The sequence below is a fragment of the Cellulomonas sp. P5_C6 genome, from assembly GCF_054049635.1.
In genome coordinates this window covers 1-24,329 of record NZ_JBFULZ010000018.1, presented here as the reverse complement: position 1 = coordinate 24,329, position 24,329 = coordinate 1, and the positions used below count along the sequence as shown (strand labels likewise).

The window sequence follows — 24,329 nt, the reverse complement described above, 5'->3', positions numbered from 1 at the left end:
ATTCGTCCGGTCGATCCGGAATCACGGCGCCCGCACGCCCCTCGACACGCCCCGGCGGGGCCCCGGGCCGCTGGATCCCTCCACTTCGCCCCACCGATTCTGACCTGGGCTTTTACACCTTCGATCGGGTGAATCGTGCGTCCGTCACGTGGCGGGTGGAGTGAAGTGGAGTACCGTGGAGGCACGTGGTGAGGCAGGGAGTCTCGCGTCGGAGGAGCGGAGGGAGGCGGGGTGTCGCATGAGTCGTCGTCCGGCGTCTTCAGCTCCTTCGCGCCCTTCCTCGGGACGTACACGCCGCGCCTGGACGACAAGGGGCGGCTCATCCTTCCGGCCAAGTTCCGCGGCCAGCTGGCTCCGGGCCTCGTGATGACCCGTGGCCAGGAGCGGTGCCTGTTCCTGCTTCCCGTCGACGAGTTCCGCCGCATGCACGACCAGCTGCGCCAGGCCCCGGTCACCAGCCGCCAGGCCCGCGACTACCTGCGTGTGTTCCTGTCGGGCGCCAGCGACGAGCTGCCGGACCGCCAGGGGCGCATCTCCATCCCGCCGATGCTCCGCAAGTACGCGGGGCTCGAGCGCGACGTCGCCGTCATCGGCACCGGCACCCGGGTCGAGATCTGGGACCTCACCGCGTGGGAGACGTACCTGGCCGAGCAGGAGGCCGGCTACGCCGACACCGCGGAGGAGGTCTTCCCGAACGGTCCCTTCTAGCGCACTGGCCCGCACGGGCCGCCCGGTGAGACCTCCTCCCGAATCTCTGCCGCACTTCCCCGGTGGCAGAGGGTCGGTGGGGGATCTGGTCGGACGGCGGAGGGGCCGCCTGACCAATTCCGTGCCACCTGGGGAGGGGAGCAGCGATGACCGAGAACACGCCTGGGCACACGTCGTCCGACGCCGCCTCCCGGCACACCCCGGTGCTGCTGCAGCGCTGCCTCGACCTGCTGGCCCCGGCGTTCGACGTCGAGCGCCCGGTGATGGTCGACTCCACGCTCGGCATGGGCGGGCACACCGAGGGCGTCCTGCAGGCGTTCCCGCACGTCCGGGTGGTCGGCCTCGACCGCGACACCCAGGCGCTCGAGCTGGCGGGCCGCCGGCTGGCCCCGTTCGGCGACCGGTTCACCGGCGTGCACGCCATCTACGACGAGATCAACGACGTGCTGGACCGGCTGGGCATCCCCAACGTCCAGGGCGTCCTCATGGACCTCGGCGTGTCGTCGCTGCAGCTCGACGAGCGCGAGCGCGGCTTCTCCTACTCGGCCGACGCCCCGCTCGACATGCGGATGGACGCGACGACCGGGCAGACGGCCGCGGACGTGCTCAACACCTACGACGAGCGCGACCTGGCCCGGATCCTGCGGGTCTACGGCGAGGAGCGGTTCGCGCCGCGCATCGCCCGCGCGATCGTCGCCCAGCGTGCCCGGCGGCCGCTCGAGCGCACCGGCGAGCTGGTGAGCATCGTGCGGGCCAACATCCCGGCCGCGACCCGCAAGACCGGGGGCAACCCCGCCAAGCGCACGTTCCAGGCGCTGCGGATCGAGGTGAACGGCGAGATCGAGGTCCTCGAGCGCGCGCTGCCGCAGTCGATCGAGGCGCTCGCGGTCGGCGGCCGGATCGTCGTCGAGTCCTACCACTCGCTGGAGGACCGGGCGGTCAAGCGCGCGCTCGCCGTCGGCGCCACGTCCAGCGCACCGCCCGACCTGCCGGTCGAGCCCGAGACGCACGCGCCGTTCCTGCGCCTGGTGACCCGGGGCGCCGAGGAGGCCGACGAGGCCGAGCTGGCGCACAACCCGAGGTCGCAGTCCGTCCGGCTCCGCGCCGCCGAACGCGTCCGTCCCACGCCCGACCACCTCAAGCCCCGCCAGACCGGAAGGAGGGCAGCATGAGCGCCCAGTCCGCTGCCCGAGCAACCGCGTACCCGGCCCCGGCCCGCCCGCGCCCGACAAGTGCACCCGCACCCCGACTTCGCGTCGTCCGCGCGCCGGAGCACGCCAGGACGCGAGTTCCGTTCATCCTTGCCTGCATGGCTGTCCTCGCCGGCGCGCTCCTGTCCGCGCTGCTCCTCAACACCTCCATGGCGGCGAGCGCGTACGCCAAGTACGACCTGTCGAACGAGCTGGGCCGGCTCGACCAGGACGCGCAGGACCTGACCGCGCAGCTCGACGCCAAGGCGTCGCCCACCCAGCTCGCGGCGTCCGCGGCCGCGCTGGGGATGGTGCCGACCAACGGCACGGGCTGGCTGCGGCTCTCGGACGGCAGCGTGCAGGGCGCACCCGAGCCGGCCGGAGCGGGCGGATGACGACACCGGTGGAGCGCACGCGCGCCCGCACCGCGCCCTCCAACCGGGCCGCCGGCACGACCGTCCCGCGGCAGCGCACGCAGGGCGGCCCGCCGACCGTCGTCGTGCCGCCCGGAAAGCCCCGCAACCCCGGGTCCCGCGGCACCCGCGGCGGCAGGCCACCGGCCGGACCGGTCCAGCCGGGCTCCCGCGCCCGCATGGCCCTGCTCACCGCCCTGATCGTGCTGGCGCTCGCCGTCTTCGGCGGGCGCCTGGTCTACGTCCAGGGGCTGCGCGGCGCCAGCATCGCCGAGCAGGCGCGCAACTCCCGGCTCATCTCCGTGGCGATGCTCGGCGGGCGCGGCGACATCACGGACGCCGAGGGCAACCCCCTGGCGACGTCGGTCGAGCGCTACGACATCTCGGTGAACCAGCGGCTCGTCGCCACGTTCACGGGGACGGTCAACCCGCCGGTCCCGGACGGCGCCGCGGGGGTCGCGGCCGTGCTCGCGCCGCTGCTCGACATGAACGCCGCCGAGCTGGGCGGCTCCCTGGTGGGCGACCGTCAGTTCGTGTACATCCGCAAGGGCGTGCTGCCCGAGGTCGCCCGCGAGGTCCGCAAGCTGGGCCTGAGCGGCGTGAACGTCGACCGGGTGGCCGAGCGCGTCTACCCCAACAACACGCTCGCCGGGAACGTCATCGGCTTCGTCAACTCCAACGGCGTCGGCCTGGCCGGCCTCGAGGCGTCGCTCAACCCGCGCCTCACCGGCACGGCCGGCAGCGAGACGTACGAGAGCGGGCGCAAGGGGCAGGCGATCCCCGGCGGGTACACCAAGGACACCCCGGCGCGGCAGGGTGACTCGGTCCAGCTCACGCTGCTGTCGGACGTGCAGTGGAAGGCCCAGTCGGCGCTCGACGCCCAGGTGGCCGCCACCGGCGCCGACTCCGGGTCGCTGATCGTCATGGACACCAAGACCGGCGAGGTCTACGCGCTGGCGGACTCCGGCTCGGTGGACCCGAACCACCCCGGGGAGGCGTCGGGCTCGCTGTCCAGCGCGGTCTCGGACGTCTTCGAGCCCGGCTCGACCGGCAAGGTCATCACGATGTCCGCGATCCTCGAGAACAACATCGCGACCCCGCTCTCGCAGTGGTCGGTGCCGTACACGTACTCGCCCGACGGCCACGAGACGTTCAAGGACTCCCACGAGCACGGCGTGCTGCCGCTCACGACGACCGGCGTGCTCGCCGAGTCCTCCAACACCGGCACCGTGATGATCGGCCAGAACCTGCCCGTGCAGACGCGGTACGACTACCTCGCCAAGTTCGGGTTCGGGGCCAAGACCGGGATCGAGATGCCGGGGGAGTCGAACGGCATCCTGCACCCGGTCGACACCTGGCAGCGGCGCGACAAGTTCGCCGTGCTGTTCGGCCAGTCCGTGTCGGTGACCGCGATCCAGGCGACCCAGGTGTTCCAGACCATCGCCAACGGCGGCGTGCGCGTGCAGCCGCACATCATCAAGGGCTGGACGTCGCCCGACGGCGTCTACACGCCTGTCGCGCCGGCCGCGAAGACCCAGGTGGTCTCGGCGGAGACGGCGAAGACGGTGCTGACGATGATGCAGAGCGTGGTCGACGACGGCACGGGGTCCAGCGCCGCGATCCCCGGCTACCAGGTGGCCGGCAAGACGGGTACCGCGCAGAACTGGGTGGGCGGCGTGCAGGGCATCACGGCGTCGTTCATCGGCGTCGCGCCCGCCGACAACCCGCGCATCGCCGTCGCGGTGATCCTGCACAACCCGAGGTCGTCGATCTACGGCGGCACGGTCGCCGCCCCGGTCTTCTCGGACGTGGCCGGGTACACGCTCAGCGAGCTCGGCGTCGCCCCGTCCGGCACCGTGGGGACGCTCTTCCCCACGACGTGGTGAACCGCACAGGCCGGGAGGCCGAGAGTGCCGCCCGGGGTAGATTCTCCCCATGACGACCCCCGCTCGGATGCGCCCGCTGCATCCCGCGGCCCATCGGGTCGCCGACCTCGTCGAGACGTTCTCCCTGGTCACCCACGGTGTCCCGGTGGCCGACGACGCCCTGCTGACCGGCGTGACGCTCGCCAGCGGCGACGTGGAGCCCGGTGACGTGTTCGTCGCCGTCACCGGCTTCAAGGTGCACGGCGCCACGTACGCGGGCCAGGCGGTCGACGCCGGCGCTGTGGCCGTGCTCACGGACGAGGCCGGCCTGACCCACCTGGAGTCCGCCGGCCTGACCGACGCGGTCGCCGTCCTGGTCGCGGACGACCCCCGGGCGATCGCCGGCCCGGTGGCTGCGTGGGCGCACGACGCCCCGGGCGAGCGGCTGGTCACGGTCGGCGTCACGGGGACCAACGGCAAGACCACCACGACGTACTTCCTCGACGCCGCGCTGCGGGCCGCGCACGCGACGACCGCGGTGCTCGGCACCGTCGAGCTGCGGATCGGGCCGGACGCGGTCGAGAGCCCGCGCACGACGGTCGAGGCGCCGGCGCTGCAGGCGATCCTCGCGGTGGCCGTGGAGCGCGGCGCGACCGCGATGTCCACGGAGGTCTCGTCGCACGCCCTCGCGCTGGGCCGCGTCCACGGGCTGACGTTCGACGTCGTCGGCTTCACCAACCTGCAGCGCGACCACCTCGACTTCCACGGCGACATGGAGGGCTACTTCCGGGACAAGTCCCGGCTGTTCGCGCGCGGTCAGGCGCGCCGCGGCGTGGTCGTGGTCGACGACGAGTGGGGCCGACGGCTGGCCGCGGAGTCCCCGATCCCCGTCGAGTCGCTGGCCACGCATGTCGGTGAGCCCGAGGGCGCGGACGCGGACTGGGCTGTCACCGCCGCGGACATCGGCCTGGACGGCGTCGGGTCGAGCTTCACGCTGCGTGGGCCGGACGGCGTCGAGCACGTGGCCACCAGCCCGCTGCCGGGTCTGGTCAACGTCTCCAACGCGGCCCTGGCCATCGTGCTCGCGCACGCGGCGGGCGTGGACCTCGACCAGGCGATCGCCGCCGTCGCGCTGGCCCACGAGATCCCGGGCCGGATGGAGCGGGTCATCGAGCGCGGCGACGGCTTCCCGCTCGCCATCGTCGACTACGCGCACACGCCCGACGCGCTCGTCCTGGCGCTCGACGCGGTGCGCCCGATCACGCCGGGCCGCCTCGTCATCGTGTTCGGCTCCGACGGCGACCGGGACCAGGGCAAGCGCCCGATCATGGGCGAGATCGCCGCGCGCCTGGCCGACGTGATCGTCGTCACGGACGAGAACCCGCGTTCCGAGGAGCCGTCGGCCATCCGGTCCGCCATCCTCGACGGGGTCCGGGTGCAACGCCCGGACATGGTCGACGTGCACGAGGCCACCAGCCGCGCGCAGGCCATCCGCGACGCCCTCGACCTCGCCGCCGAGCAGGACACCGTGATCATCACGGGCAAGGGCCACGAACCGACACAGGAGATCGCCGGCGTGTTCCACCGCTACAACGACCGTGACGTGCTGATCGCGGCACGCCTCGCCCGTCAGGAGCAGCACGCGTGATCGCCCTCACCGCGGCCGAGATCGCGGCCGCGACCGGTGGCGTGCTGCGCGGCTCCGCGGCGACGGACCCGGCGCTCGTCGTCAGCGGCCCGGTCGTCGTCGACTCGCGCGACGACGTGACCGGCGGCCTCTTCGTCGCGCTGCCCGGCGAGCACGTCGACGGCCACGACTACGCCGCCGTCGCGGTCGCCGGGGGCGCCGCGCTCGTGCTCGCAGCCCGCGACGTCGTCGGCAGCGGCGGCGCGGTGCTGCCCAGCGTCGTCGTGACCGACGTCGAGAAGGCGCTGGGCGACCTCGCCCGCGTGGTGCTCGAGCGGCTGCGCGAGGCCTCGCACGAGCCCGGCGGCAGCGACCTGCGGGTCGTCGGCATCACCGGCTCCGTCGGCAAGACGACGACCAAGGACCTGCTCGCGCAGCTGTGCGGCAGCGTCGGACCGACGATCGCGCCCGTCCGCTCGTTCAACAACGAGATCGGGCTGCCGCTGACCGTGCTGCGCGCCGACGAGTCGACCCGGTTCCTCGTGCTCGAGATGGGCGCCAGCGGGCCCGGGCACCTGACCTACCTCACGGACATCGCGCCGCCCGACGTGGCCGTGGTGCTCATCGTCGGGCAGGCGCACCTCGGCGGCTTCGGCGGCATCGAGGCCGTCGCCGTGGCCAAGGCCGAGATCGTGCAGGGCCTGGTGTCCGACGGCGTCGCGGTGCTCAACGCCGACGACCCGCGGGTGTCGGCGATGGCCTCGCTGGCGCCGGGGGACGTCGTGACGTTCGGCGCGGCACCCGAGGCGACCGTCGGTGTCCGCGACGTGCGACTGGACCGGTCCGGCCGGGCCACCTTCACGCTCGTCGAGCGCGGCGCCGTGGAGCGCTCGGCGCAGGTCACGCTCCGACTGGTCGGGGAGCACCACGTGCACAACGCGCTCGGCGCCGCGGCCGCGGCCCTCGCGGTCGGGCTCGACCTCGACCAGGTGGCCGCCGGCCTGAGCGACGCCGACGTGCTCAGCCCGCACCGGATGCACGTGGTGGAGCGCCCCGACGGCGTGACCGTCGTCGACGACTCGTACAACGCGAACCCGGACTCGATGCGCGCGGCGCTCAAGGCCCTGGCCGTGCTGGCCGGGCGGGACCGTCGCTCCATCGCGGTGCTGGGCGAGATGCTCGAGCTCGGCCCCGGTGCGCGGGAGGCGCACGACGCCATCGGCCGCCTCTGCGTCCGTCTCAACATCGGCCTGACCGTGGTCGTGGGCGACGGCGCGCGCGCCATCCGCGACGGGGCCAACCACGAGGGCTCCTGGGGCGACGAGGTGGTGCTCGCCGACGACCTGGCCGTGGCCACCGCGTTCCTCGAGAGCGAGCTGCGGCCCGGCGACGTCGTGCTGGTCAAGTCGTCGTACGGCGCCGGCCTGTGGAAGCTGGGCGACGCGCTCGTCGAGGGGGGCGCCCGGTGAAGGCGCTCCTCATCTCCGGCGGCCTCGCGATGCTCATCGCGCTGCTGGGCACGCCCCTGTTCATCCGGTACCTGGTGCACAAGCAGTACGGCCAGTTCATCCGGCAGGACGGCCCGACCGCGCACTTCACCAAGCGCGGCACCCCGACCATGGGCGGCGTCGTCATCATCGCGGCCACCCTGATCGGCTGGCTGGGCGGCCTCGTCGCCACCGGCACGGTGCCCAGCGCGTCGGCCGTCCTCGTCATGTTCCTCATGACCGGGCTCGGGGTGGTCGGGTTCCTCGACGACTTCATCAAGATCTCGCGGCAGCGCAGCCTCGGGCTCAAGGCCCGCTGGAAGATCCTCGGGCAGGGCGTCGTCGGCGTGACCTTCGCGGTCGCTGCCCTGCAGTTCCCCAACGAGAAGTTCCGCACGCCGGCCTCGACCCACATCTCGTTCATCCGCGACACCAACCTGGACCTGGCGTTCTGGGGCGTGACGCTGGGGATCATCCTGTTCGTCGTCTGGGCGAACTTCCTGATCACGGCGTGGTCCAACGCGGTCAACCTCACCGACGGGCTCGACGGTCTGGCCACCGGCGTCTCGCTCATCGTGTTCGGCGCGTACGTCATCGTCGGGGTGTGGCAGTTCAACCAGAGCTGCCAGTTCCTCGCGAGCGCCGGCCCCCGCTGCTACGAGACCCGGGACCCGCTCGACCTCGCGGTCATCGCGGCCGCCATCACGGGCGCGTGCTTCGGGTTCCTGTGGTGGAACGCCAGCCCCGCCAAGATCTTCATGGGCGACACCGGCTCGCTCGCCCTCGGCGGCGCGCTGGCCGGCCTGTCGATCATGTCCCGCACCGAGATCCTCGCCGCGATCATCGGTGGCCTGTTCGTGCTCGAGGTGCTCTCGGACGTCATCCAGATCGGCTTCTTCAAGATGACCGGTAAACGGGTGTTCAAGATGGCACCGCTGCATCATCACTTCGAGCTCTCGGGCTGGGGTGAGGTGACGATCGTCATCCGGTTCTGGATCATCGCCGGGCTCTTCGTCGCGCTCGGCGTCGGCATCTTCTACGCCGAGTGGGTGGCCGGCTAGGTGTCCGAGCTCGTGCTGGAGGGCGCCCTCGTGGTGGTCGCCGGGCAGGGCGTGTCCGGCCGCGCCGCGGTCGAGGTGCTGGCCTCCCGTGGTGCGCGCGTGGTGCCCGTCGACGACCGCGCGGACGACGTCATCGGCTCCGCCGAGCTGCTCGCGGGCACGGTGCTGGAGCGGGCCGACCTGGTCGTCGCCTCGCCCGGCCTCCCGCCCCACCACCCGCTGATCGCCGCAGCCCTGGAGCGCGGCCTGCCGGTGTGGAGCGAGGTCGAGCTGGCGTGGCACGTGCGCRTCGACCGCGCGTCGGGGGGCGGACCCGCGCCCTGGCTCGCCGTGACCGGGACCAACGGCAAGACCACGACCGTCGGCATGCTCGAGTCGATCCTGCGCGCGGGCGGCGAGAACGCGGTCGCGGTCGGCAACGTCGGCACCCCCGTGGTGCTCGCCGCGACGGACCCGACCGTGGACGTCCTGGCGGTGGAGCTGTCGAGCTTCCAGCTGCACTTCACGCACTCGATGTCGGCGCAGGCCGCCGCGGTGCTCAACGTCGCGCCCGACCACCTCGACTGGCACGGGTCGCTGGATGCGTACGCGGCCGACAAGGGACGCATCTTCGAGCACGCGCAGGTGGCGTGCGTGTACAACCTGGCCGACCCCGTGACCGAGCACCTCGTGCGGGAGGCGGACGTCGAGGACGGTGCCGTCGCCGTGGGCTTCACGCTGGGCACGCCGCTGGTCGGGCAGGTCGGGCTCGTGGAGGACGTGCTGGTGGACCGCGGGTTCTCCCGGCTCCGGCACACGCACGCCGCCGAGCTGGGCACGCTCGACGACCTGGCGCAGCTGGCCGGCCCCGACGGCACGGTGCCGCCGCACGTCGTCGCGAACGCGCTCGCCGCCGCGTCCCTCGCTCTGGCGCACGACGTCGCCCCGGCGGCGATCCGGGCGGGCCTGCGCGCGTACGGGCCCGGGGCGCACCGGCTGGCCACGGTCGCCGTGGTCGACGGGGCGGCCTACGTCGACGACTCGAAGGCCACGAACGCCCACGCGGCGTCGGCCGCCCTCGGCGCGTTCGCGCCCGGCAGCGTCGTCTGGATCGCGGGCGGCCTGGCCAAGGGGGCGCAGTTCGACGAGCTCGTGGCGGCACGGCGGGACCGCCTCAAGGCCGTCGTCCTCATCGGGGTGGACCGGGCGCCGCTGCGTGAGGCTCTCGCCCGACACGCACCCGAGGTCCCCGTGGTCGAGGTCGACGCCGGTGAGACTGGCCCGGTGATGACCCGCGCCGTGCACGAGGCCCGACGGCTCGCCGCCGCGGCACCCGTGGGCGACGCGACCACGGTGCTGCTCGCCCCCGCCTGCGCCTCGATGGACCAGTTCACGTCGTACGCCGCGCGGGGTGAGGAGTTCGCCGCAGCCGTGCACGCACTGGGGGACCGATGACCGCGACGACCGGCCGCCCGCGGCTGCCCCCGAACGAGCGCGCTGACGAGCCGGGTACCAGCACCGGCTCGCTGCTCGGCCAGTGGAACAGCGCGGTCACCAGCTACTACGTCCTGCTCGGCGCGACGGCCCTGCTGCTCGTGATCGGCCTGGTCATGGTCCTGTCGAGCTCGAGCGTCGAGTCCCTGGACGACGGGCACTCGCCGTACGCGGTCTTCCTCGACCAGGCGAAGTTCGCGCTGATCGGCCTGCCGATCCTGTTCGGGCTCTCGCGCGCGCCGGTGCGGTTCTTCCAGACCATCGCGTGGCCCGCCCTGGCGTTCGCCATCCTGTTCCAGCTCACGGTGTTCACGCCGCTCGGCTGCGGCGCCGGCGGCAACCAGAACTGGGTGTGCGTCGGTGGCTTCTCCGCGCAGCCGTCCGAGACCATCAAGCTCGCCCTCGCCGTCTGGCTCGGCGCCGTGCTCGCCCGCAAGCTGCCCCTGCTGCGCCAGTGGAAGCACGCCCTGATCCCGGCGGTCCCGGTGGCCGGCCTCGCGATCCTCGTGGTCCTCGCCGGGCACGACCTGGGCACCGCCCTCGTCCTGATCATGCTGGTGGCGGGCGCGCTGTTCGTCGCCGGGGTGCCCATGCGGATGTTCGGGTTCGCGGCGCTGCTGGCCGGCGGGCTCACCGCTCTGCTCACGGTCACCAGCAAGAACCGCACGGACCGGATCACGTCGTGGCTCTCGGACCAGTGCGACGTCGCGACCGCCTGCTACCAGACCCTGCACGGCGGCTGGGGCCTGGCGAGCGGCGGCTGGGGCGGCCTGGGGCTGGGGGAGAGCCGCGAGAAGTGGTCGTACCTGCCGGCCGCGCACAACGACTTCATCTTCGCGATCCTGGGCGAGGAGCTCGGGCTCATCGGGACGCTGCTGGTGCTCGGGCTCTTCGGCCTGCTGGCCTTCGCGATGATCCGCGTGATCCGCCGCCACCCGGACCCGTTCGTGCAGATCACCACCGGGGCGATCCTGTGCTGGATCATCGGCCAGGCGCTGGTCAACGTCGCGGTCGTCATCGGGCTCGCGCCGGTCATCGGCGTCCCGCTCCCGCTGGTCTCGGCCGGTGGTTCGGCGCTGATCATGACCATGGCTGCCCTCGGCGTGCTCATCGCCTTCGCGCGCTCGGAACCGGGCGCCGCGGAGGCGCTCGCCGCGCGGCCGTCCGTGGTGCGCCGGTCGCTGGCCGTCATCGGGCGGTCCCGTGGCTGACGCACGACCGGTCCCGACCGTGCCCGCCGTGCTCCTTGCCGGCGGTGGCACCGCGGGCCACGTCAACCCCCTGCTCGCGGTCGCCGACGAGCTCCTGCGGCGGCACCCGAACGCCCGCCTGACGGTCCTGGGCACCACCCAGGGGCTGGAGGCGCGCCTGGTGCCCGAGCACGGGCTGCCGCTCGCGGTGGTGCCGCGCGTCCCGCTGCCGCGCCGCCCGACCCTCGACTGGTTCCGGCTGCCGTGGCGGCTGCGCGACGCGGTCCGTGCCGCCGGGGTGGCGATCGACGAGTCGGGCGCGCAGGTCGTGGTGGGCTTCGGCGGGTACGTGGCGACGCCCGCGTACCTCGCGGCCCGCCGCCGGGGCGTCCCCGTCGTCATCCACGAGCAGAACGCGCGCCCGGGCCTGGCCAACCGGCTCGGCGCCCGCTGGGCGAAGTCGGTCGCCGTGACGTTCCCGGGCACCGCGCTGCGCGGCGGGCAGGTCACCGGCCTCCCGCTGCGTGCGCCCGTCGCCCGGTTGGTGCAGCAGCTCGCGGCCGACCCGGTGGGCACCCGGGCCGCCGCCGCGGCYGAGCTGGGGCTCGACCCCGCGCTGCCGACGCTGCTGGTCACCGGCGGCTCGCTCGGCGCGGTCAGCGTGAACACGGCCGTGGCCGGCGCGGCCGCGGACCTGCTCGCCGCCGGCGTCCAGGTCCTGCACCTGACGGGTGCCGGCAAGGCCGACGCCGTCCGCGCAGCCCTCGACGGCGTCCCCGGGGCCGAGCGCTACCACGTGCGCGAGTACCTGACCGAGATGCACCTCGCGCTGGCCGTGGCGGACGTGGTCGTCGGGCGCTCCGGTGCCGGCACCGTGTGCGAGCAGGCGGCGCTCGGCATCCCCGCGATCTACGTGCCCCTGCCCGTCGGCAACGGCGAGCAGCGGCTCAATGCCGCCTCCGTCGTCGCGGCGGGCGGCGGCCTCCTGGTGGACGACGCCGACCTCGACCCCGCCTGGATCCGCGCGCACCTGCCGGTCCTGCTGGTCGGGGACGCTGCGGCCGAGACGCGCGAGCGCATGGGCCGGGCGGCGGCGAGCGTTGGCGTCCGCGACGCCGCGGCGCGCGTGGCCCGGCTGATCGAGGCGGAGCTCCCGTGACGTCCGTGCTGCGCCCCGCCGACCTCGGCCGCGTGCACCTCATCGGTGTCGGTGGCGCTGGCATGTCGGCGATCGCCACGCTGCTCGCCGCCCGCGGGCTGGTGGTCAGCGGGTCCGATAGCGCGGACGGTCCGGCGCTKCCTGCGCTGCGGGCGGCCGGCGTGGACGTGCACGTGGGTCATGACGCCGGGCTGGTCGACGGCGTCGACACGGTCGTCGTCTCGTCGGCSGTCCGGGAGTCCAACCCSGAGCTCGCCCGYGCSCGSGASCGKGGCCTGCGGGTGCTGCACCGSTCCGAGGCMCTSGCSKCGCTCATGGTCGACCGGGACGCGGTCGCGGTCGCCGGCGCGCACGGCAAGACCACCACGTCGGCGATGGTGGCGACCGTCCTGCTGCACGCGGGCGCGGACCCCTCCTTCGCGATCGGCGGCACCGTCTTCTCCGCCGACGGCCCGCTCGGCGGGGGTCGAGCCGGGGCGGGGGCGGCGTTCGTCGCGGAGGCCGACGAGTCCGACGGCTCGTTCCTCGCCTACGCGCCGCTCGTCGCGGTCGTCACCAACGTCGAGCCCGACCACCTCGACCACTACGGCTCGGCGGAGGCGTTCGAGGACGCGTTCGTCGCGTTCGCCGGCCGTATCCGGACCGGCGGGACGCTCGTGGCCTGCGCGGACGACGCGGGAGCCGTGCGGCTGGTCGAGCGCGTGCAGGACGACCTCGCGGCGCGGGACGTCGCCGTGGTCACCTACGGCACCTCGCCCGACGCGGACGTCCGCGTCGGCGACCTGGTCGCCGACGGTGACCGGTGGGCCTTCGAGCTGCGGGCCGGCGACCTCGCGACGACGGTCCGCCTGGCCGTCCCCGGTGCGCACAACGCGCTGAACGCCGCCGCCGCCTGGGCCGCGGTGCGGGCGCTCGGCGTCGACGACGCGGCCGCGGGCCTCGGCGAGTTCCGCGGCACGGGCCGCCGGTTCGAGGACCGGGGCAGCGCCGACGGCGTGCGGGTGGTCGACGACTACGCCCACCACCCGACCGAGGTCGCGGCCGTGCTGCGCGCCGCGCGGTCCGTGGCGGGCGACGGGCACGTCCTCGTGCTGTTCCAGCCCCACCTCTACTCGCGCACCCGCGCGTTCGCGGCCGAGTTCGGCGCCGCCCTCGACCTGGCCGACGTGGTCGTGGTGAGCGACGTGTACGCCGCCCGGGAGGACCCGGACCCGTCGGTGACGGGCGCGCTGATCGTCGACCGGGTGCCGACCCCCGGCAAGGCGACGTTCGTCGCCGACAGGCTCGACGCCGCCCGTGCGGTCGCGGCCGCCGCCGGTCCGGGCGACCTGCTGCTCACGGTGGGCGCGGGGGACGTGACCCAGCTGGCGTCCGTGGTGCTCGACGAGCTCGCCGTGCGTGCTGAGCGTGCCGGTGACCATGGAGCGGGCGCGTGAGCCCGTCCCGTCCGACGGCGCCGCGGGACCCCGCGCCGGGACGACCGCCCGCTCCGCGACCTCCCGCCCCCCGACCGGCGGCCACGACGACGACCGCGAAGAAGTCGGCCGCCAAGCCGCCGACCGCGCCGTCGGGCACCACGCAGCCGAGCGCAGCGCGTCCGGCCACGGTCCCGACGAAGGCGACACCGAAGGCGCCGGCCGCCGAGACGTTCGGTCGCGCGGTGACCACCTACAGCGCCGGGGGAGCCCGCCGCTACGCCGGCCCGGTCGCGCCCCCCGTCGTCTCCACCAGCTCGGTCGCCCGGTTCGCCGAGCGCGCCCGCGCCCGACGCAACCTCGCCCGGCGGCAGGTCGTGCTGGTCGCCGGCTCGATCGCGGCCGTGGCGGCCCTCGGGTGGCTGCTGTTCATCTCGCCGGTGCTCGCGCTGGAGCCGGCCCAGGTCGTGGTGGAGGGCGCGGGGACCGTCGTGGCGGTCGACCAGGTGCTCGGGGTGGTCGACACCCACGCCGCCACGCCGCTGCCGCGCCTGGACACCGTCCGCCTGCGCGACGAGGTGCTCGACGTGCCCGGGGTCCGGGAGGCGCGGGTGACGCGGGCATGGCCGCACGGCCTGCTCGTCGTGCTCGTCGCGCGCGAGCCTGTCGCCGCGGTGCCGGAGGCGTCCGGGGACGCCGCGCACCCCGCGCCGGGGTTCGCGCTGCTCGACATGGACGGCGTGCAGGTCGGTCGGGTCGACGCCGCGCCCGCGGGACTGCCGGTCGTCGACGTGCCCGTGGGCGACAAGCGCACGCTCAACGCCGTGCTGAGCGTGCTCGAGCAGCTGCCGGCGGACCTGCTCGCGCAGGTCGGAGCGGTCTCCGCGCACACGCAGGACACCGTGACCATGACGCTGCGCGACAACGTCGAGGTCGACTGGGGGAGCGCGCACGAGACCCCGCTGAAGATCGCGGTCCTCTCGGCCCTGCGCGCCTCGCCCGCGGCCGCCGGCTCGACCGTCATCGACGTGTCGGCGCCCCGGCTGCCGATCACCAGGTGAGTTTCGGGGTCAACTCCCGACACGCGCGGCGCGGTCGTTGAACACCGTCCGGGTGACACCTAGCGTCACGCACTGACAACGCACCTGACATAACTATAACCCTCAAGTAGAGGGTGAAGGTTTCACCGCCGGCCCGGAACATCGTGGCCGGACCCCGTGGCCCAGGGCCGCGACCGGCACAGAACGAGAGGCACCCACCGTGGCAGCTCCGCAGAACTACCTGGCGGTCATCAAGGTCGTCGGCATCGGCGGCGGCGGCGTCAACGCCGTGAACCGCATGATCGAGGTCGGCCTCAAGGGTGTCGAGTTCATCGCCGTCAACACGGACGCCCAGGCCCTTCTCATGTCGGACGCCGACGTGAAGCTCGACGTCGGCCGTGAGCTGACGCGTGGCCTCGGCGCCGGCGCGGACCCCGAGGTGGGCAAGAAGGCCGCCGAGGACCACAAGGACGAGATCGAGGACGTCCTGCGGGGCGCGGACATGGTCTTCGTCACCGCGGGCGAGGGCGGCGGCACCGGCACCGGCGGCGCGCCGGTCGTCGCGCGGATCGCCCGCTCGCTCGGCGCGCTGACCATCGGTGTGGTCACGCGACCGTTCACCTTCGAGGGCCGTCGCCGGTCCGTCCAGGCGGACACGGGGATCGAGGCGCTGCGGGCCGAGGTCGACACGCTCATCGTCATCCCGAACGACCGGCTGCTGCAGATCTCCGACCGCTCGGTCTCCGTGCTCGACGCGTTCCACTCGGCCGACCAGGTGCTGCTCTCGGGCGTCCAGGGCATCACGGACCTCATCACCACGCCGGGCCTGATCAACCTCGACTTCGCCGACGTGAAGTCGGTCATGCAGGGCGCCGGCTCGGCCCTCATGGGCATCGGCTTCGCCCGGGGCGACGACCGCGCGGTGCAGGCTGCCGAGATGGCGATCTCGTCCCCGCTGCTCGAGGCGTCGATCGACGGTGCGCACGGCGTGCTGCTCTCGATCCAGGGCGGCTCGGACCTCGGGCTCTTCGAGATCAACGAGGCGGCGCGGCTCGTGCAGGAGGCCGCGCACCCGGAGGCGAACATCATCTTCGGTGCGGTCATCGACGACGCGCTGGGCGACGAGGTCCGCGTGACGGTCATCGCCGCCGGCTTCGACTCGGGCTCGCCGACGGTGCGCCGCGACGCGCGGGCGCTCGGTCAGGTCAGCGGCAACTCCGCGCGCCAGGTCGCTCCCGCGGCCGCCCAGGTGCCCACGCCGCGCCCCGTGCTCGACCCGGAGGAGCAGCTGGTCCCGGTCGGCTCGTACGCGCAGAACCGCGCCGCGTCCCCGGCCCAGCCCGACGTCCCCGCCTTCCTGTCCACGGAGGCCGAGCCGACGCCGATCACGGGAGCGCTCGAGGTGCCGCGGATCTTCACCGAGGACGCCCCGCGCCGCGACCGCGACGAGCTCGACGTCCCGGACTTCCTCAAGTAGCCGGACCGTGGCCGGCATGCAGTCCGGGACCGACCTCCCGCCCGTCGTGGAGGTCGATCTCGGCGCAGCCGTCCGTGCCGGCTTCAGCACCCGCGGCGGAGGTGTCAGCCGCCCGCCGTACGACGCGCTGAACCTGTCCTACTCCGTGGGTGACGAGCCCGCGGACGTGGACCGGAACCGGGCGCGTCTCGACCGGTGGGCGGGCGCACCCGTCGCCTACGTCACGCAGGTGCACGGCGCCGGCGTGCTCGTGCTCTCGGCGCCCCCGGGTCCCGGCGCGGTGTCCGTCGGCGAGGCGGACGCGATCGTGTCGACCTCCCCGACCGTCGCCGTCGCCGTGCTCGTCGCGGACTGCGTCCCGGTGCTGCTGGCCGACGGCGAGGCGGGGGTCGTCGCCGCGGTGCACGCCGGCCGGCGCGGCCTGGTCGCCGGGGTGGTCGAGGCGGCCGTGGCGGCGATGGTCGAGCACGGTGCCGATGCGGGCCGGATCCGCGCGGCCGTCGGCCCCGCGATCGCGGGCGAGTCGTACGAGGTGCCGGTCGAGCTGCAGGACGAGGTCGTCGCGGCCGTGCCGGAGACCGTGGCGACGACGGCGTGGGGCACGCCGGCCCTGGACCTGCCGGCCGGGGTGGTCGCAGTGCTGGGGCGGGCGGGCGTGGTGCACGTCGTCAGCTACGCGCGGGACACCTGGCAGGACCCGGCGCTCTTCTCGTACCGTCGTGCGCAGCGGACGGGTCGGTTCGCCGGCGTCGTCCGGCCCGCGCCGGGGGACCGATGGTGAATGCCGAGGTTGTCGGGCGTGTCGCACCCTGCGTCGTTCGCGCCCGTTGCTAGCGTGACCGGCAGAGGGAGCCCACCGTCGTCGCACTGGCGGCGTGGGGCTCCGGGGTGGTCCGGAGAGATCCGGGGAGGGAGCCAAGGCGATGGCCGGAGCGCTGCGCAAGACGATGCTGTACCTCGGCCTGGCCGACGACCGGTCGGAGCACGAGGAGTACCTCGAGGAGTTCGACGACCAGGAGGTCGCGGTGCCGCAGGAGTACGAGGCCCAGGTCACGCCGCTGCACCGGCCGACGCGCACGACGCTGCCCACCCAGGCCGCGCCGCAGGCGTCCGTCGCCGGTGAGCTGCGCCGCATCACCACCATCCACCCGCGCTCGTACAACGACGCGCGCAAGATCGGCGAGGCGTTCCGCGAGGGCACCCCGGTGATCATGAACCTCACGGACATGGACGACGCCGACGCCAAGCGCCTGGTCGACTTCTCGGCCGGTCTGATCTTCGGCCTGCACGGCGCGATCGAGCGCGTCACCAGCAAGGTGTTCCTGCTCTCGCCGGCGCACGTCGAGGTGGCCGGCGAGCCCTCGGGTCCTGCGGCGGAGCCGCCGACGCGCGCGGGCTTCTACAACCAGAGCTGACGCGTGCACCTCGTCGCCGCACTGCTGTTCTACGTCGTCCTGATCTTCTTCCTGCTCCTGCTCGTGCGCCTGGTCCTCGACTGGGTGCAGTTCTTCGCGCGCGAGTGGAAGCCCTCGGGGATCGCCCTGCTGATCGCCGAGGGGACGTACACGGTGACCGACCCGCCGCTGAAGGCATTGCGCCGGATCCTGCCGCCCGTGGGCATCGGGAACGTGCGGCTCGATCTCGCGTTCCTGGTGCTCGTCCTGGGGTGTTCCGTCCTGATGTCCGTGCTCAGCTCGTTCTGAGCCGACGAACCACCCGTCCGTGGGCGTGTCGCAGGGACGTGCGCTCCCCCCATTCTCCGCTACCGTGGCCCGAGGCGGTCGGTGGACTGCCGCCGGCCCGACCGAGCACTACCGACTGAGGTGATGACGATGGCTCTGCTGACTGCAGACGAGGTCTTGAACAAGAAGTTCCAGGCCACGAAGTTCCGCGAGGGCTACGACCAGGACGAGGTCGACGACTTCCTGGACGAGGTCGTCAACACCCTGCGCGAGGTGCAGGGTGAGAACGACGACCTGAAGACGAAGCTCGCCGCGGCCGAGCGCCGCATCGCCGAGCTCAGCCGGGCCGGCGCCCAGCAGGCCGCCCCGGCCGCGAAGCCCGAGCCCACGCCCGAGCCCGTCCCGGCTCCCGCACCCGTCGTCGCCGCCCCGGTGCCTGCGCCGGCCGCGGTCGTCGCTCCGGTGCAGCCCGCCCCTCGGGCGAGCGAGCCCGAGTCGGCCACCGGGATGCTCGCCCTGGCCCAGAAGCTGCACGACGACTACGTGCGCAGCGGCCAGGAGGAGTCCGACCGTCTGGTGGGCGAGGCGAAGAGCCAGGCCAACCGCATCGTCCGCGAGGCCGAGGAGACGTCGCAGCGCACGCTCGGCCAKCTCGAGCAGGAGCGGTCGCTCCTCGAGCGCAAGATCGACGAGCTGCGGGTCTTCGAGCGCGACTACCGCACCCGCCTGAAGAGCTACCTCGAGAACCTGCTCGGCGACCTCGACAACCGGGGCAACGCTCTGCCGCCCCGCTCGGGCCAGCCGCAGCCGGTCGGGGACGGCCAGGGCCTCTGACACACCCGTCCGGCGACCACCCGCCGGACCCGCACGTCCTGCATCACCACAGGTCAGGTCGTCTGTCCACCACGCGCCACGCCGGGTTTCACCCGGCGTGGCGTGTTGTGTCCCTGCCTGCGCACGCATACAGTCACGTGACTTCGAGGACAGGGGGGCCCGCTCGTGGCCATCAACGACGCGCTGAGCACGGTCGACATCAGCACGGACACCAAGGAGCTCGCGAAGCTCGTCAAGACGTTCCCGGTGCGCGACGGCGAGAAGCCGTGGACCGCCCGCGAGGTCAAGGACGTGGCGGAGGAGCTCACCAGCGACATCGACCGACTCACCGGCGAGCTGGCGGCAGCCGATGCCGAGCTCTCCGACCTGCTGCGCAACTCGGGTGACGGCGCCGGCGACGACCAGGCCGACTCGGGTTCGTCGGCCCTCGAGCGTGAGCAGGAGCTCACGCTGGTGAACAACACGCGCGACCTGCTCGCGCAGACCACCCGCGCCCTGAGCCGGATCTCGACGGGGACGTTCGCCACCTGCGAGTCCTGCGGCAAGGCCATCGGCAAGGCACGCCTCCAGGCGTTCCCCCGGGCCACCCTCTGCGTGGAGTGCAAGCAGCGCGAAGAGCGCCGCTGACGCGCACGTAGACTCCTGCGGTGCCCACCACCACGGACGACAGTCTCGACGCGCCCTCGGTCCATCCACGTCGACGCGGCCTGCTGATCGCGCTGTTCTCGATCGCGGCCGTCGTCCTGGTCCTCGACCAGGTGTCGAAGGCGTGGGCGCTGGACGCCCTCGCGGACGGCCACCGGCGCCAGCTGGTCGGTGACCTGCTCGGGCTCCAGCTCGTGTTCAACCCCGGCGCCGCGCTGTCGATCGCCACGGGGATGACGTGGCTGCTGACCATCGTCGCGACGGTCGTGATCGTCGTCGTCGTGCGGGCGAGCCGCCGGATCGGCTCGCGGGCCTGGGCGATCGCGCTCGGCCTGCTGCTGGGCGGGGCCCTGGGCAACCTGGTGGACCGCTGGGTCCGCGAGCCGGGGCCGGCCCGCGGGCGCGTGGTCGACTTCATCGCGTACGCGCACTGGTTCGTGGGCAACGTCGCGGACATCGCGATCGTCGTCGCCGCCGTGATGGTCGTGTTCCTCGCGGCCACGGGCGTGCACATCGACGGCACCCGCGACGGCCACGGCCAGGACGAGGCCGACCACGAGCCCGACGTGGAAACGGATGCCGAGGACGGGTCCGAGGCGGACGCCGAGGCCGGGGCCGAGAGCACCGCGCCGACCGGGCAGACCGAGCAGAATGCCTGACACGCGGGCGATGCCCGTGCCCGACGGCCTGGTCGGCGAGCGGGTGGACGCGGCGCTGTCCCGGCTGCTGGGCCTCTCGCGCACCCGCGCCGCGGAGATCGCCGCGGCCGGCGGGGTGCACCTGGACGGCAAGGAGCTGGGCAAGTCCGACCGCCTGTCCGCGGGCGGCTGGCTCGAGGTCGAGATCCCCGACGTGGCACCGGCGTCGAGCGTCGAGGTCATCGCGGAGCCCGTGCCCGGCATGCGCATCGTCTACGACGACGACGACCTGGTCGTCATCGACAAGCCCGTCGGTGTCGCCGCGCACCCGTCGCCCGGCTGGACCGGCCCGACCGTCGTCGGCGCGCTCATGGCCGTCGGCTACCGCATCTCCACCTCCGGCGCGGCCGAGCGGCAGGGGATCGTGCACCGGCTCGACGCGGGGACGTCGGGGCTGATGGTCGTCGCGAAGAGCGAGCACGCGTACACGGTGCTCAAGCGGGCGTTCAAGGAGCGCACGGTCGAGAAGGTCTACCACGCGCTGGTGCAGGGTCACCCGGAGCCGACGACGGGCACCATCGACGCCCCGATCGGCCGGCACCCCAGCTCGGACTGGAAGTTCGCCGTGGTGGCGGACGGGAAGCCGTCGATCACGCACTACGAGGTGCTCGAGATGCTCCCGGCGGCGTCGCTGGTCGAGGTGCACCTCGAGACGGGTCGGACGCACCAGATCCGCGTGCACTTCTCGGCGACGCGGCACCCCTGCGTCGGCGACCTGACGTACGGCGCGGACCCGACGCTCGCGGCGCGCGTGGGGCTGACGCGGCAGTGGTTGCACGCGATGCGGCTCGGGTTCCACCACCCGAGCACGGGCGAGTGGCTCGAGCTGACCAGCGAGTACCCCGAGGACCTGGCCCGCTCGCTGGCGGTGCTGCAGGACGGGTACGCGTGAGCGTGCGTGTCGTCCGGGTCGAGACGCCCGGGCAGCGCGCCGCGATGACGGCGATCCGCATGGCCGTGTTCGTGCAGGAGCAGAACGTCGCCGCCGAGCGGGAGATGGACGCGCTCGACGACGACCCGGCGACCCTGCACGTCCTCGCGCTCGACGACGACGGGACGGCGCTCGGCACCGCSCGGCTGCTGCCGCCGCACCACGCCGGTGAGCCTGCCCACATCGGGCGCGTCGCGGTGAGCGCCGCGGCCCGAGGGCTGGGGGTCGGAGCCGTGCTCATGACCGCCCTCGAGGCCGCGGCGCTGGACCGCTACGGGGTCGCGTCGGGCGGTGCGCGGACGGTGTCCGTCGAGCTCAGCGCGCAGGAGCAGGCGCTCGGGTTCTACGCCCGGCTGGGGTACGTCGCGCGGCCCGAGCGGTACCTCGACGAGGCCATCTGGCACCGCGACGCGGTGAAGGTCGTCACGGCTCCGGCGTAGGCGCGCCGCGACACGCCGTGCGCCCGCCGACACAGTCCGCGAGGCGCTGAGGAGTGTCGGTGACGGGACGTAGGATCGCCCGCATGGCATCAGCTGGGGGTACCGACTTCGTCCACCTCCACGTGCACACCGAGTACTCGATGCTCGACGGCGCGGCCCGCCTCGGTGACCTGTTCGCGGAGGTCGAGAGGGTCGGTCAGACGGCCATCGCGACCACCGACCACGGCTACCTCTTCGGCGCCTTCGACTTCTGGTCCAAGGCGACGTCCGCGGGGATCAAGCCGATCATCGGCATCGAGGCGTACGTCACGCCCGGTACCAGCCGGTTCGACCAGACCCGCGTGCGGTTCGGCCAGCAGGGCCAGGAGCAGGACGACGTCTCGGCGCGCGGCGCCTACACGCACATGACGCTCCTCGCGCGGAACAACGAGGGCCTGCACAACCTCATGCGCGCGTCGTCGCTGGCCTCGCTCGAGGGGCAGATGGGCAAGTGGCCGCGCATGGACCGCGACCTGCTCCAGCGGTACGGCAAGGGCCTCATCGCGACCAGCGGCTGCCCGTCCGGGGAGATCCAGACGCGCCTGCGCCTCGGCCAGTGGGACGAGGCCGTCCGCGTCGCCGGGGAGCTGCAGGACATCTTCGGCAAGGAGTACTTCTACGTCGAGCTGATGGACCACGGGCTCGACATCGAGACCCGCGTCATCAAGGACCTGCTGCGGCTCTCGGAGACCATCGGCGCCCCGCTGCTGGCCACCAACGACCTGCACTACGTCAAGCAGGAGGACCGCGCGTCGCAGGACGCGCTGCTTGCCATCAACTCGGGCTCGACGCTCGCGGACCCCGACCGGTTCAAGTTCGACGGCGACGGCTACTACGTGAAGTCCGCGCAGGAGATGCGGCAGATCTGGGCCGAGCACCCCGAGGCCTGCGACAACACGTTGCTCGTCGCGGAGCAGTGCGAGGTCACGTTCAACACCTCGGCCAACTACATGCCGAACTACCCGGTCCCCGCCGGGGAGGACGAGACCAGCTGGTTCGTCAAGGAGGTCGAGACCGGCCTGCACGTGCGCTACCCGGACGGCATCCCGGACGCCGTGCGCAAGCAGGCCGAGTTCGAGACCGAGGTCATCACGGGCATGGGCTTCCCGGGGTACTTCCTCGTGGTCGCCGACTTCATCAACTGGGCCAAGAACAACGGCATCCGGGTCGGACCCGGTCGTGGGTCCGGCGCCGGCTCGATGGCGGCGTACGCCATGCGCATCACCGACCTCGACCCGCTGCAGCACGGCCTGATCTTCGAGCGGTTCCTCAACCCCGACCGCGTCTCCATGCCCGACTTCGACGTCGACTTCGACGAGCGTCGGCGCGGCGAGGTCATCCGGTACGTGACGGACAAGTACGGCGAGGACCGCGTCGCGCAGATCGTCACGTACGGCACGATCAAGGCCAAGCAGGCCCTCAAGGACTCCGCACGGCTGCTCGGCATGCCGTTCGCGATGGGGGAGAAGCTCACCAAGGCGATGCCGCCCGCCATCATGGGCAAGGACATCTCGCTCACGGGCATCTTCGACCCGGCGGACAAGCGGTACAACGAGGCCGAGGAGTTCCGTCAGGTCCACGCGGCGGACCCCGAGGCGCAGCGCGTGGTCGAGCTGGCCAAGGGCATCGAGGGGCTGAAGCGCCAGTGGGGCGTGCACGCGGCCGGCGTCATCATGTCGAGCGACCCGCTGATCGACATCATCCCGATCATGCGGCGCCCGCAGGACGGCGCGGTCATCACGCAGTTCGACTACCCGACGTCCGAGGGCCTCGGCCTCATCAAGATGGACTTCCTCGGGCTGCGCAACCTGACGATCCTCGACGACGCGCTCGAGAACATCGTCATGAACGGCAAGGAGCCGGTGGTCCTCGAGGACCTCGAGCTGGACGACCGGGCGACGTACGAGCTGCTGGGCCGCGGCGACACCCTGGGCGTGTTCCAGCTGGACGGCGGCGGCATGCGGTCCCTGCTGCGGCTCATGCGCCCCGACAACTTCGAGGACATCTCGGCGGTCGGCGCGCTCTACCGACCGGGCCCCATGGGCGCCAACTCGCACACCAACTACGCGCTGCGCAAGACGGGCGTCCAGCCCGTCACCCCGATCCACCCGGAGCTCGAGGAGCCGCTCGCGGAGATCCTCGGCACGACGTACGGGCTGATCGTGTACCAGGAGCAGGTCATGGCGATCGCCCAGCGCGTCGCCGGGTACTCGCTGGGCCAGGCGGACATCCTGCGCCGCGCGATGGGCAAGAAGAAGAAGTCGGAGCTGGACAAGCAGTTCGAGGGCTTCTCGGCCGKCATGGTCGAGCGCGGCTTCTCGATGGGCGCGGTGCAGACGCTCTGGGACATCCTGCTGCCGTTCTCCGACTACGCGTTCAACAAGGCGCACTCCGCGGCGTACGGGGTCATCTCGTACTGGACCGCCTACCTGAAGGCCAACTACTCGACCGAGTACATGGCCGCGCTGCTGACCAGCGTGCGCGACGACAAGGACAAGTCCGCGCTGTACCTGGGCGAGGCGCGGCACATGGGGATCACGGTGCTGCCGCCCGACGTGAACTCGTCGTCGGCCAACTTCACGGCCGTGGGCAAGGACATCCGGTTCGGCCTGACCGCGGTCCGCAACGTCGGTTCCAACGTGGTCGACGCGGTCGTGCGGGCGCGGGAGGAGAAGGGCGAGTTCACGTCCTTCACCGACTTCCTCGACAAGGTGCCCGCGGTCGTCTGCAACAAGCGGACCATCGAGTCGCTCATCAAGGCCGGCGCGTTCGACTCCCTCGGGCACGCGCGGCGCGCGCTGCTGCTCGTGCACGAGCAGGCGGTGGACTCGGTCATCGGCGTCAAGCGCAAGGAGGCCGAGGGGCAGTTCGACCTCTTCGCGGATCTCATGGGCGGCGACGACGGGCCGCAGGGCTTCTCGGTCGTCGTGCCGGACCTGCCCGACTGGGACAAGA

General features: G+C 73.0%; 22 protein-coding genes. All 22 read left to right on the top strand.

Annotation, left to right across the window (positions count from 1 at the left end):
- Positions 1 to 231 precede the first annotated feature (231 nt).
- Positions 232 to 708, top strand: coding sequence for a division/cell wall cluster transcriptional repressor MraZ (mraZ, locus tag ACXJKG_RS03655; protein ID WP_456844404.1), 477 nt, complete (start codon positions 232 to 234; stop codon positions 706 to 708).
- Between the two features lie 146 nt (positions 709 to 854).
- Positions 855 to 1,880 carry a 16S rRNA (cytosine(1402)-N(4))-methyltransferase RsmH gene (gene rsmH / locus ACXJKG_RS03650; RefSeq protein WP_456844403.1) on the top strand — a complete coding sequence of 342 codons (1,026 nt, stop codon included), beginning with the start codon at positions 855 to 857 and terminating at the stop codon, positions 1,878 to 1,880.
- A gap of 137 nt (positions 1,881 to 2,017) precedes the next feature.
- Positions 2,018 to 2,293, top strand: a complete 276-nt coding sequence (locus ACXJKG_RS03645) for a hypothetical protein (RefSeq protein WP_456844402.1) — start codon at positions 2,018 to 2,020, stop codon at positions 2,291 to 2,293.
- Complete coding sequence (locus ACXJKG_RS03640; protein ID WP_456844401.1) at positions 2,290 to 4,197, top strand: peptidoglycan D,D-transpeptidase FtsI family protein; 1,908 nt, start codon at positions 2,290 to 2,292, stop codon at positions 4,195 to 4,197. The genes ACXJKG_RS03645 and ACXJKG_RS03640 overlap by 4 nt, the downstream gene beginning before the upstream one ends.
- Positions 4,198 to 4,246: 49 nt before the next feature.
- The gene (locus ACXJKG_RS03635) at positions 4,247 to 5,824 is read left to right on the top strand and encodes a UDP-N-acetylmuramoyl-L-alanyl-D-glutamate--2,6-diaminopimelate ligase (protein WP_456844400.1); all 1,578 of its coding nucleotides are present in this window, start codon (positions 4,247 to 4,249) and stop codon (positions 5,822 to 5,824) included.
- On the top strand, positions 5,821 to 7,272 hold the full coding sequence (locus ACXJKG_RS03630; RefSeq protein WP_456844399.1) for a UDP-N-acetylmuramoyl-tripeptide--D-alanyl-D-alanine ligase: 1,452 nt from the start codon (positions 5,821 to 5,823) through the stop codon (positions 7,270 to 7,272). The genes ACXJKG_RS03635 and ACXJKG_RS03630 overlap by 4 nt, the downstream gene beginning before the upstream one ends.
- A complete protein-coding gene (mraY, locus tag ACXJKG_RS03625) occupies positions 7,269 to 8,351 on the top strand; it encodes a phospho-N-acetylmuramoyl-pentapeptide-transferase (protein ID WP_456844398.1) in 1,083 nt (360 codons plus the stop codon). The genes ACXJKG_RS03630 and mraY overlap by 4 nt, the downstream gene beginning before the upstream one ends.
- Positions 8,352 to 9,785 carry a UDP-N-acetylmuramoyl-L-alanine--D-glutamate ligase gene (gene murD, locus ACXJKG_RS03620; RefSeq protein WP_456844397.1) on the top strand — a complete coding sequence of 478 codons (1,434 nt, stop codon included), beginning with the start codon at positions 8,352 to 8,354 and terminating at the stop codon, positions 9,783 to 9,785.
- Positions 9,782 to 11,035, top strand: coding sequence for a putative lipid II flippase FtsW (gene ftsW / locus ACXJKG_RS03615; RefSeq protein WP_456844396.1), 1,254 nt, complete (start codon positions 9,782 to 9,784; stop codon positions 11,033 to 11,035). The genes murD and ftsW overlap by 4 nt, the downstream gene beginning before the upstream one ends.
- Positions 11,028 to 12,173: an undecaprenyldiphospho-muramoylpentapeptide beta-N-acetylglucosaminyltransferase gene (gene murG, locus ACXJKG_RS03610; RefSeq protein ID WP_456844395.1), complete on the top strand. Its 1,146-nt coding sequence runs from the start codon at positions 11,028 to 11,030 to the stop codon at positions 12,171 to 12,173. Before ftsW ends, murG begins: the two co-directional genes overlap by 8 nt.
- The gene (gene murC / locus ACXJKG_RS03605) at positions 12,170 to 13,609 is read left to right on the top strand and encodes a UDP-N-acetylmuramate--L-alanine ligase (RefSeq protein ID WP_456844394.1); all 1,440 of its coding nucleotides are present in this window, start codon (positions 12,170 to 12,172) and stop codon (positions 13,607 to 13,609) included. Before murG ends, murC begins: the two co-directional genes overlap by 4 nt.
- Complete coding sequence (locus ACXJKG_RS03600; protein ID WP_456844393.1) at positions 13,606 to 14,649, top strand: cell division protein FtsQ/DivIB; 1,044 nt, start codon at positions 13,606 to 13,608, stop codon at positions 14,647 to 14,649. Before murC ends, ACXJKG_RS03600 begins: the two co-directional genes overlap by 4 nt.
- Before the next feature lie 199 nt (positions 14,650 to 14,848).
- Complete coding sequence (gene ftsZ, locus ACXJKG_RS03595; RefSeq protein ID WP_456844392.1) at positions 14,849 to 16,105, top strand: cell division protein FtsZ; 1,257 nt, start codon at positions 14,849 to 14,851, stop codon at positions 16,103 to 16,105.
- 16 nt (positions 16,106 to 16,121) lie between these two features.
- On the top strand, positions 16,122 to 16,886 hold the full coding sequence (gene pgeF / locus ACXJKG_RS03590; protein WP_456844391.1) for a peptidoglycan editing factor PgeF: 765 nt from the start codon (positions 16,122 to 16,124) through the stop codon (positions 16,884 to 16,886).
- A gap of 142 nt (positions 16,887 to 17,028) precedes the next feature.
- Positions 17,029 to 17,520, top strand: a complete 492-nt coding sequence (locus ACXJKG_RS03585; RefSeq protein ID WP_456844390.1) for a cell division protein SepF — start codon at positions 17,029 to 17,031, stop codon at positions 17,518 to 17,520.
- A gap of 3 nt (positions 17,521 to 17,523) precedes the next feature.
- Positions 17,524 to 17,808 carry a YggT family protein gene (locus ACXJKG_RS03580; protein WP_456844389.1) on the top strand — a complete coding sequence of 95 codons (285 nt, stop codon included), beginning with the start codon at positions 17,524 to 17,526 and terminating at the stop codon, positions 17,806 to 17,808.
- A gap of 129 nt (positions 17,809 to 17,937) precedes the next feature.
- Positions 17,938 to 18,621, top strand: a complete 684-nt coding sequence (locus tag ACXJKG_RS03575) for a DivIVA domain-containing protein (RefSeq protein ID WP_456844388.1) — start codon at positions 17,938 to 17,940, stop codon at positions 18,619 to 18,621.
- Positions 18,622 to 18,786: 165 nt separating this feature from the next.
- Positions 18,787 to 19,248, top strand: coding sequence for a TraR/DksA family transcriptional regulator (locus tag ACXJKG_RS03570; RefSeq protein ID WP_456844387.1), 462 nt, complete (start codon positions 18,787 to 18,789; stop codon positions 19,246 to 19,248).
- A gap of 20 nt (positions 19,249 to 19,268) precedes the next feature.
- Positions 19,269 to 19,925, top strand: coding sequence for a signal peptidase II (locus ACXJKG_RS03565; protein WP_456844386.1), 657 nt, complete (start codon positions 19,269 to 19,271; stop codon positions 19,923 to 19,925).
- Positions 19,918 to 20,856 carry an RluA family pseudouridine synthase gene (locus tag ACXJKG_RS03560; protein WP_456844385.1) on the top strand — a complete coding sequence of 313 codons (939 nt, stop codon included), beginning with the start codon at positions 19,918 to 19,920 and terminating at the stop codon, positions 20,854 to 20,856. Before ACXJKG_RS03565 ends, ACXJKG_RS03560 begins: the two co-directional genes overlap by 8 nt.
- The gene (locus ACXJKG_RS03555; protein ID WP_456844384.1) at positions 20,853 to 21,335 is read left to right on the top strand and encodes a GNAT family N-acetyltransferase; all 483 of its coding nucleotides are present in this window, start codon (positions 20,853 to 20,855) and stop codon (positions 21,333 to 21,335) included. Before ACXJKG_RS03560 ends, ACXJKG_RS03555 begins: the two co-directional genes overlap by 4 nt.
- A gap of 83 nt (positions 21,336 to 21,418) precedes the next feature.
- On the top strand, positions 21,419 to 24,329 hold a 2,911-nt coding region (gene dnaE / locus ACXJKG_RS03550), incomplete at its 3' end, for a DNA polymerase III subunit alpha (RefSeq protein ID WP_456844383.1).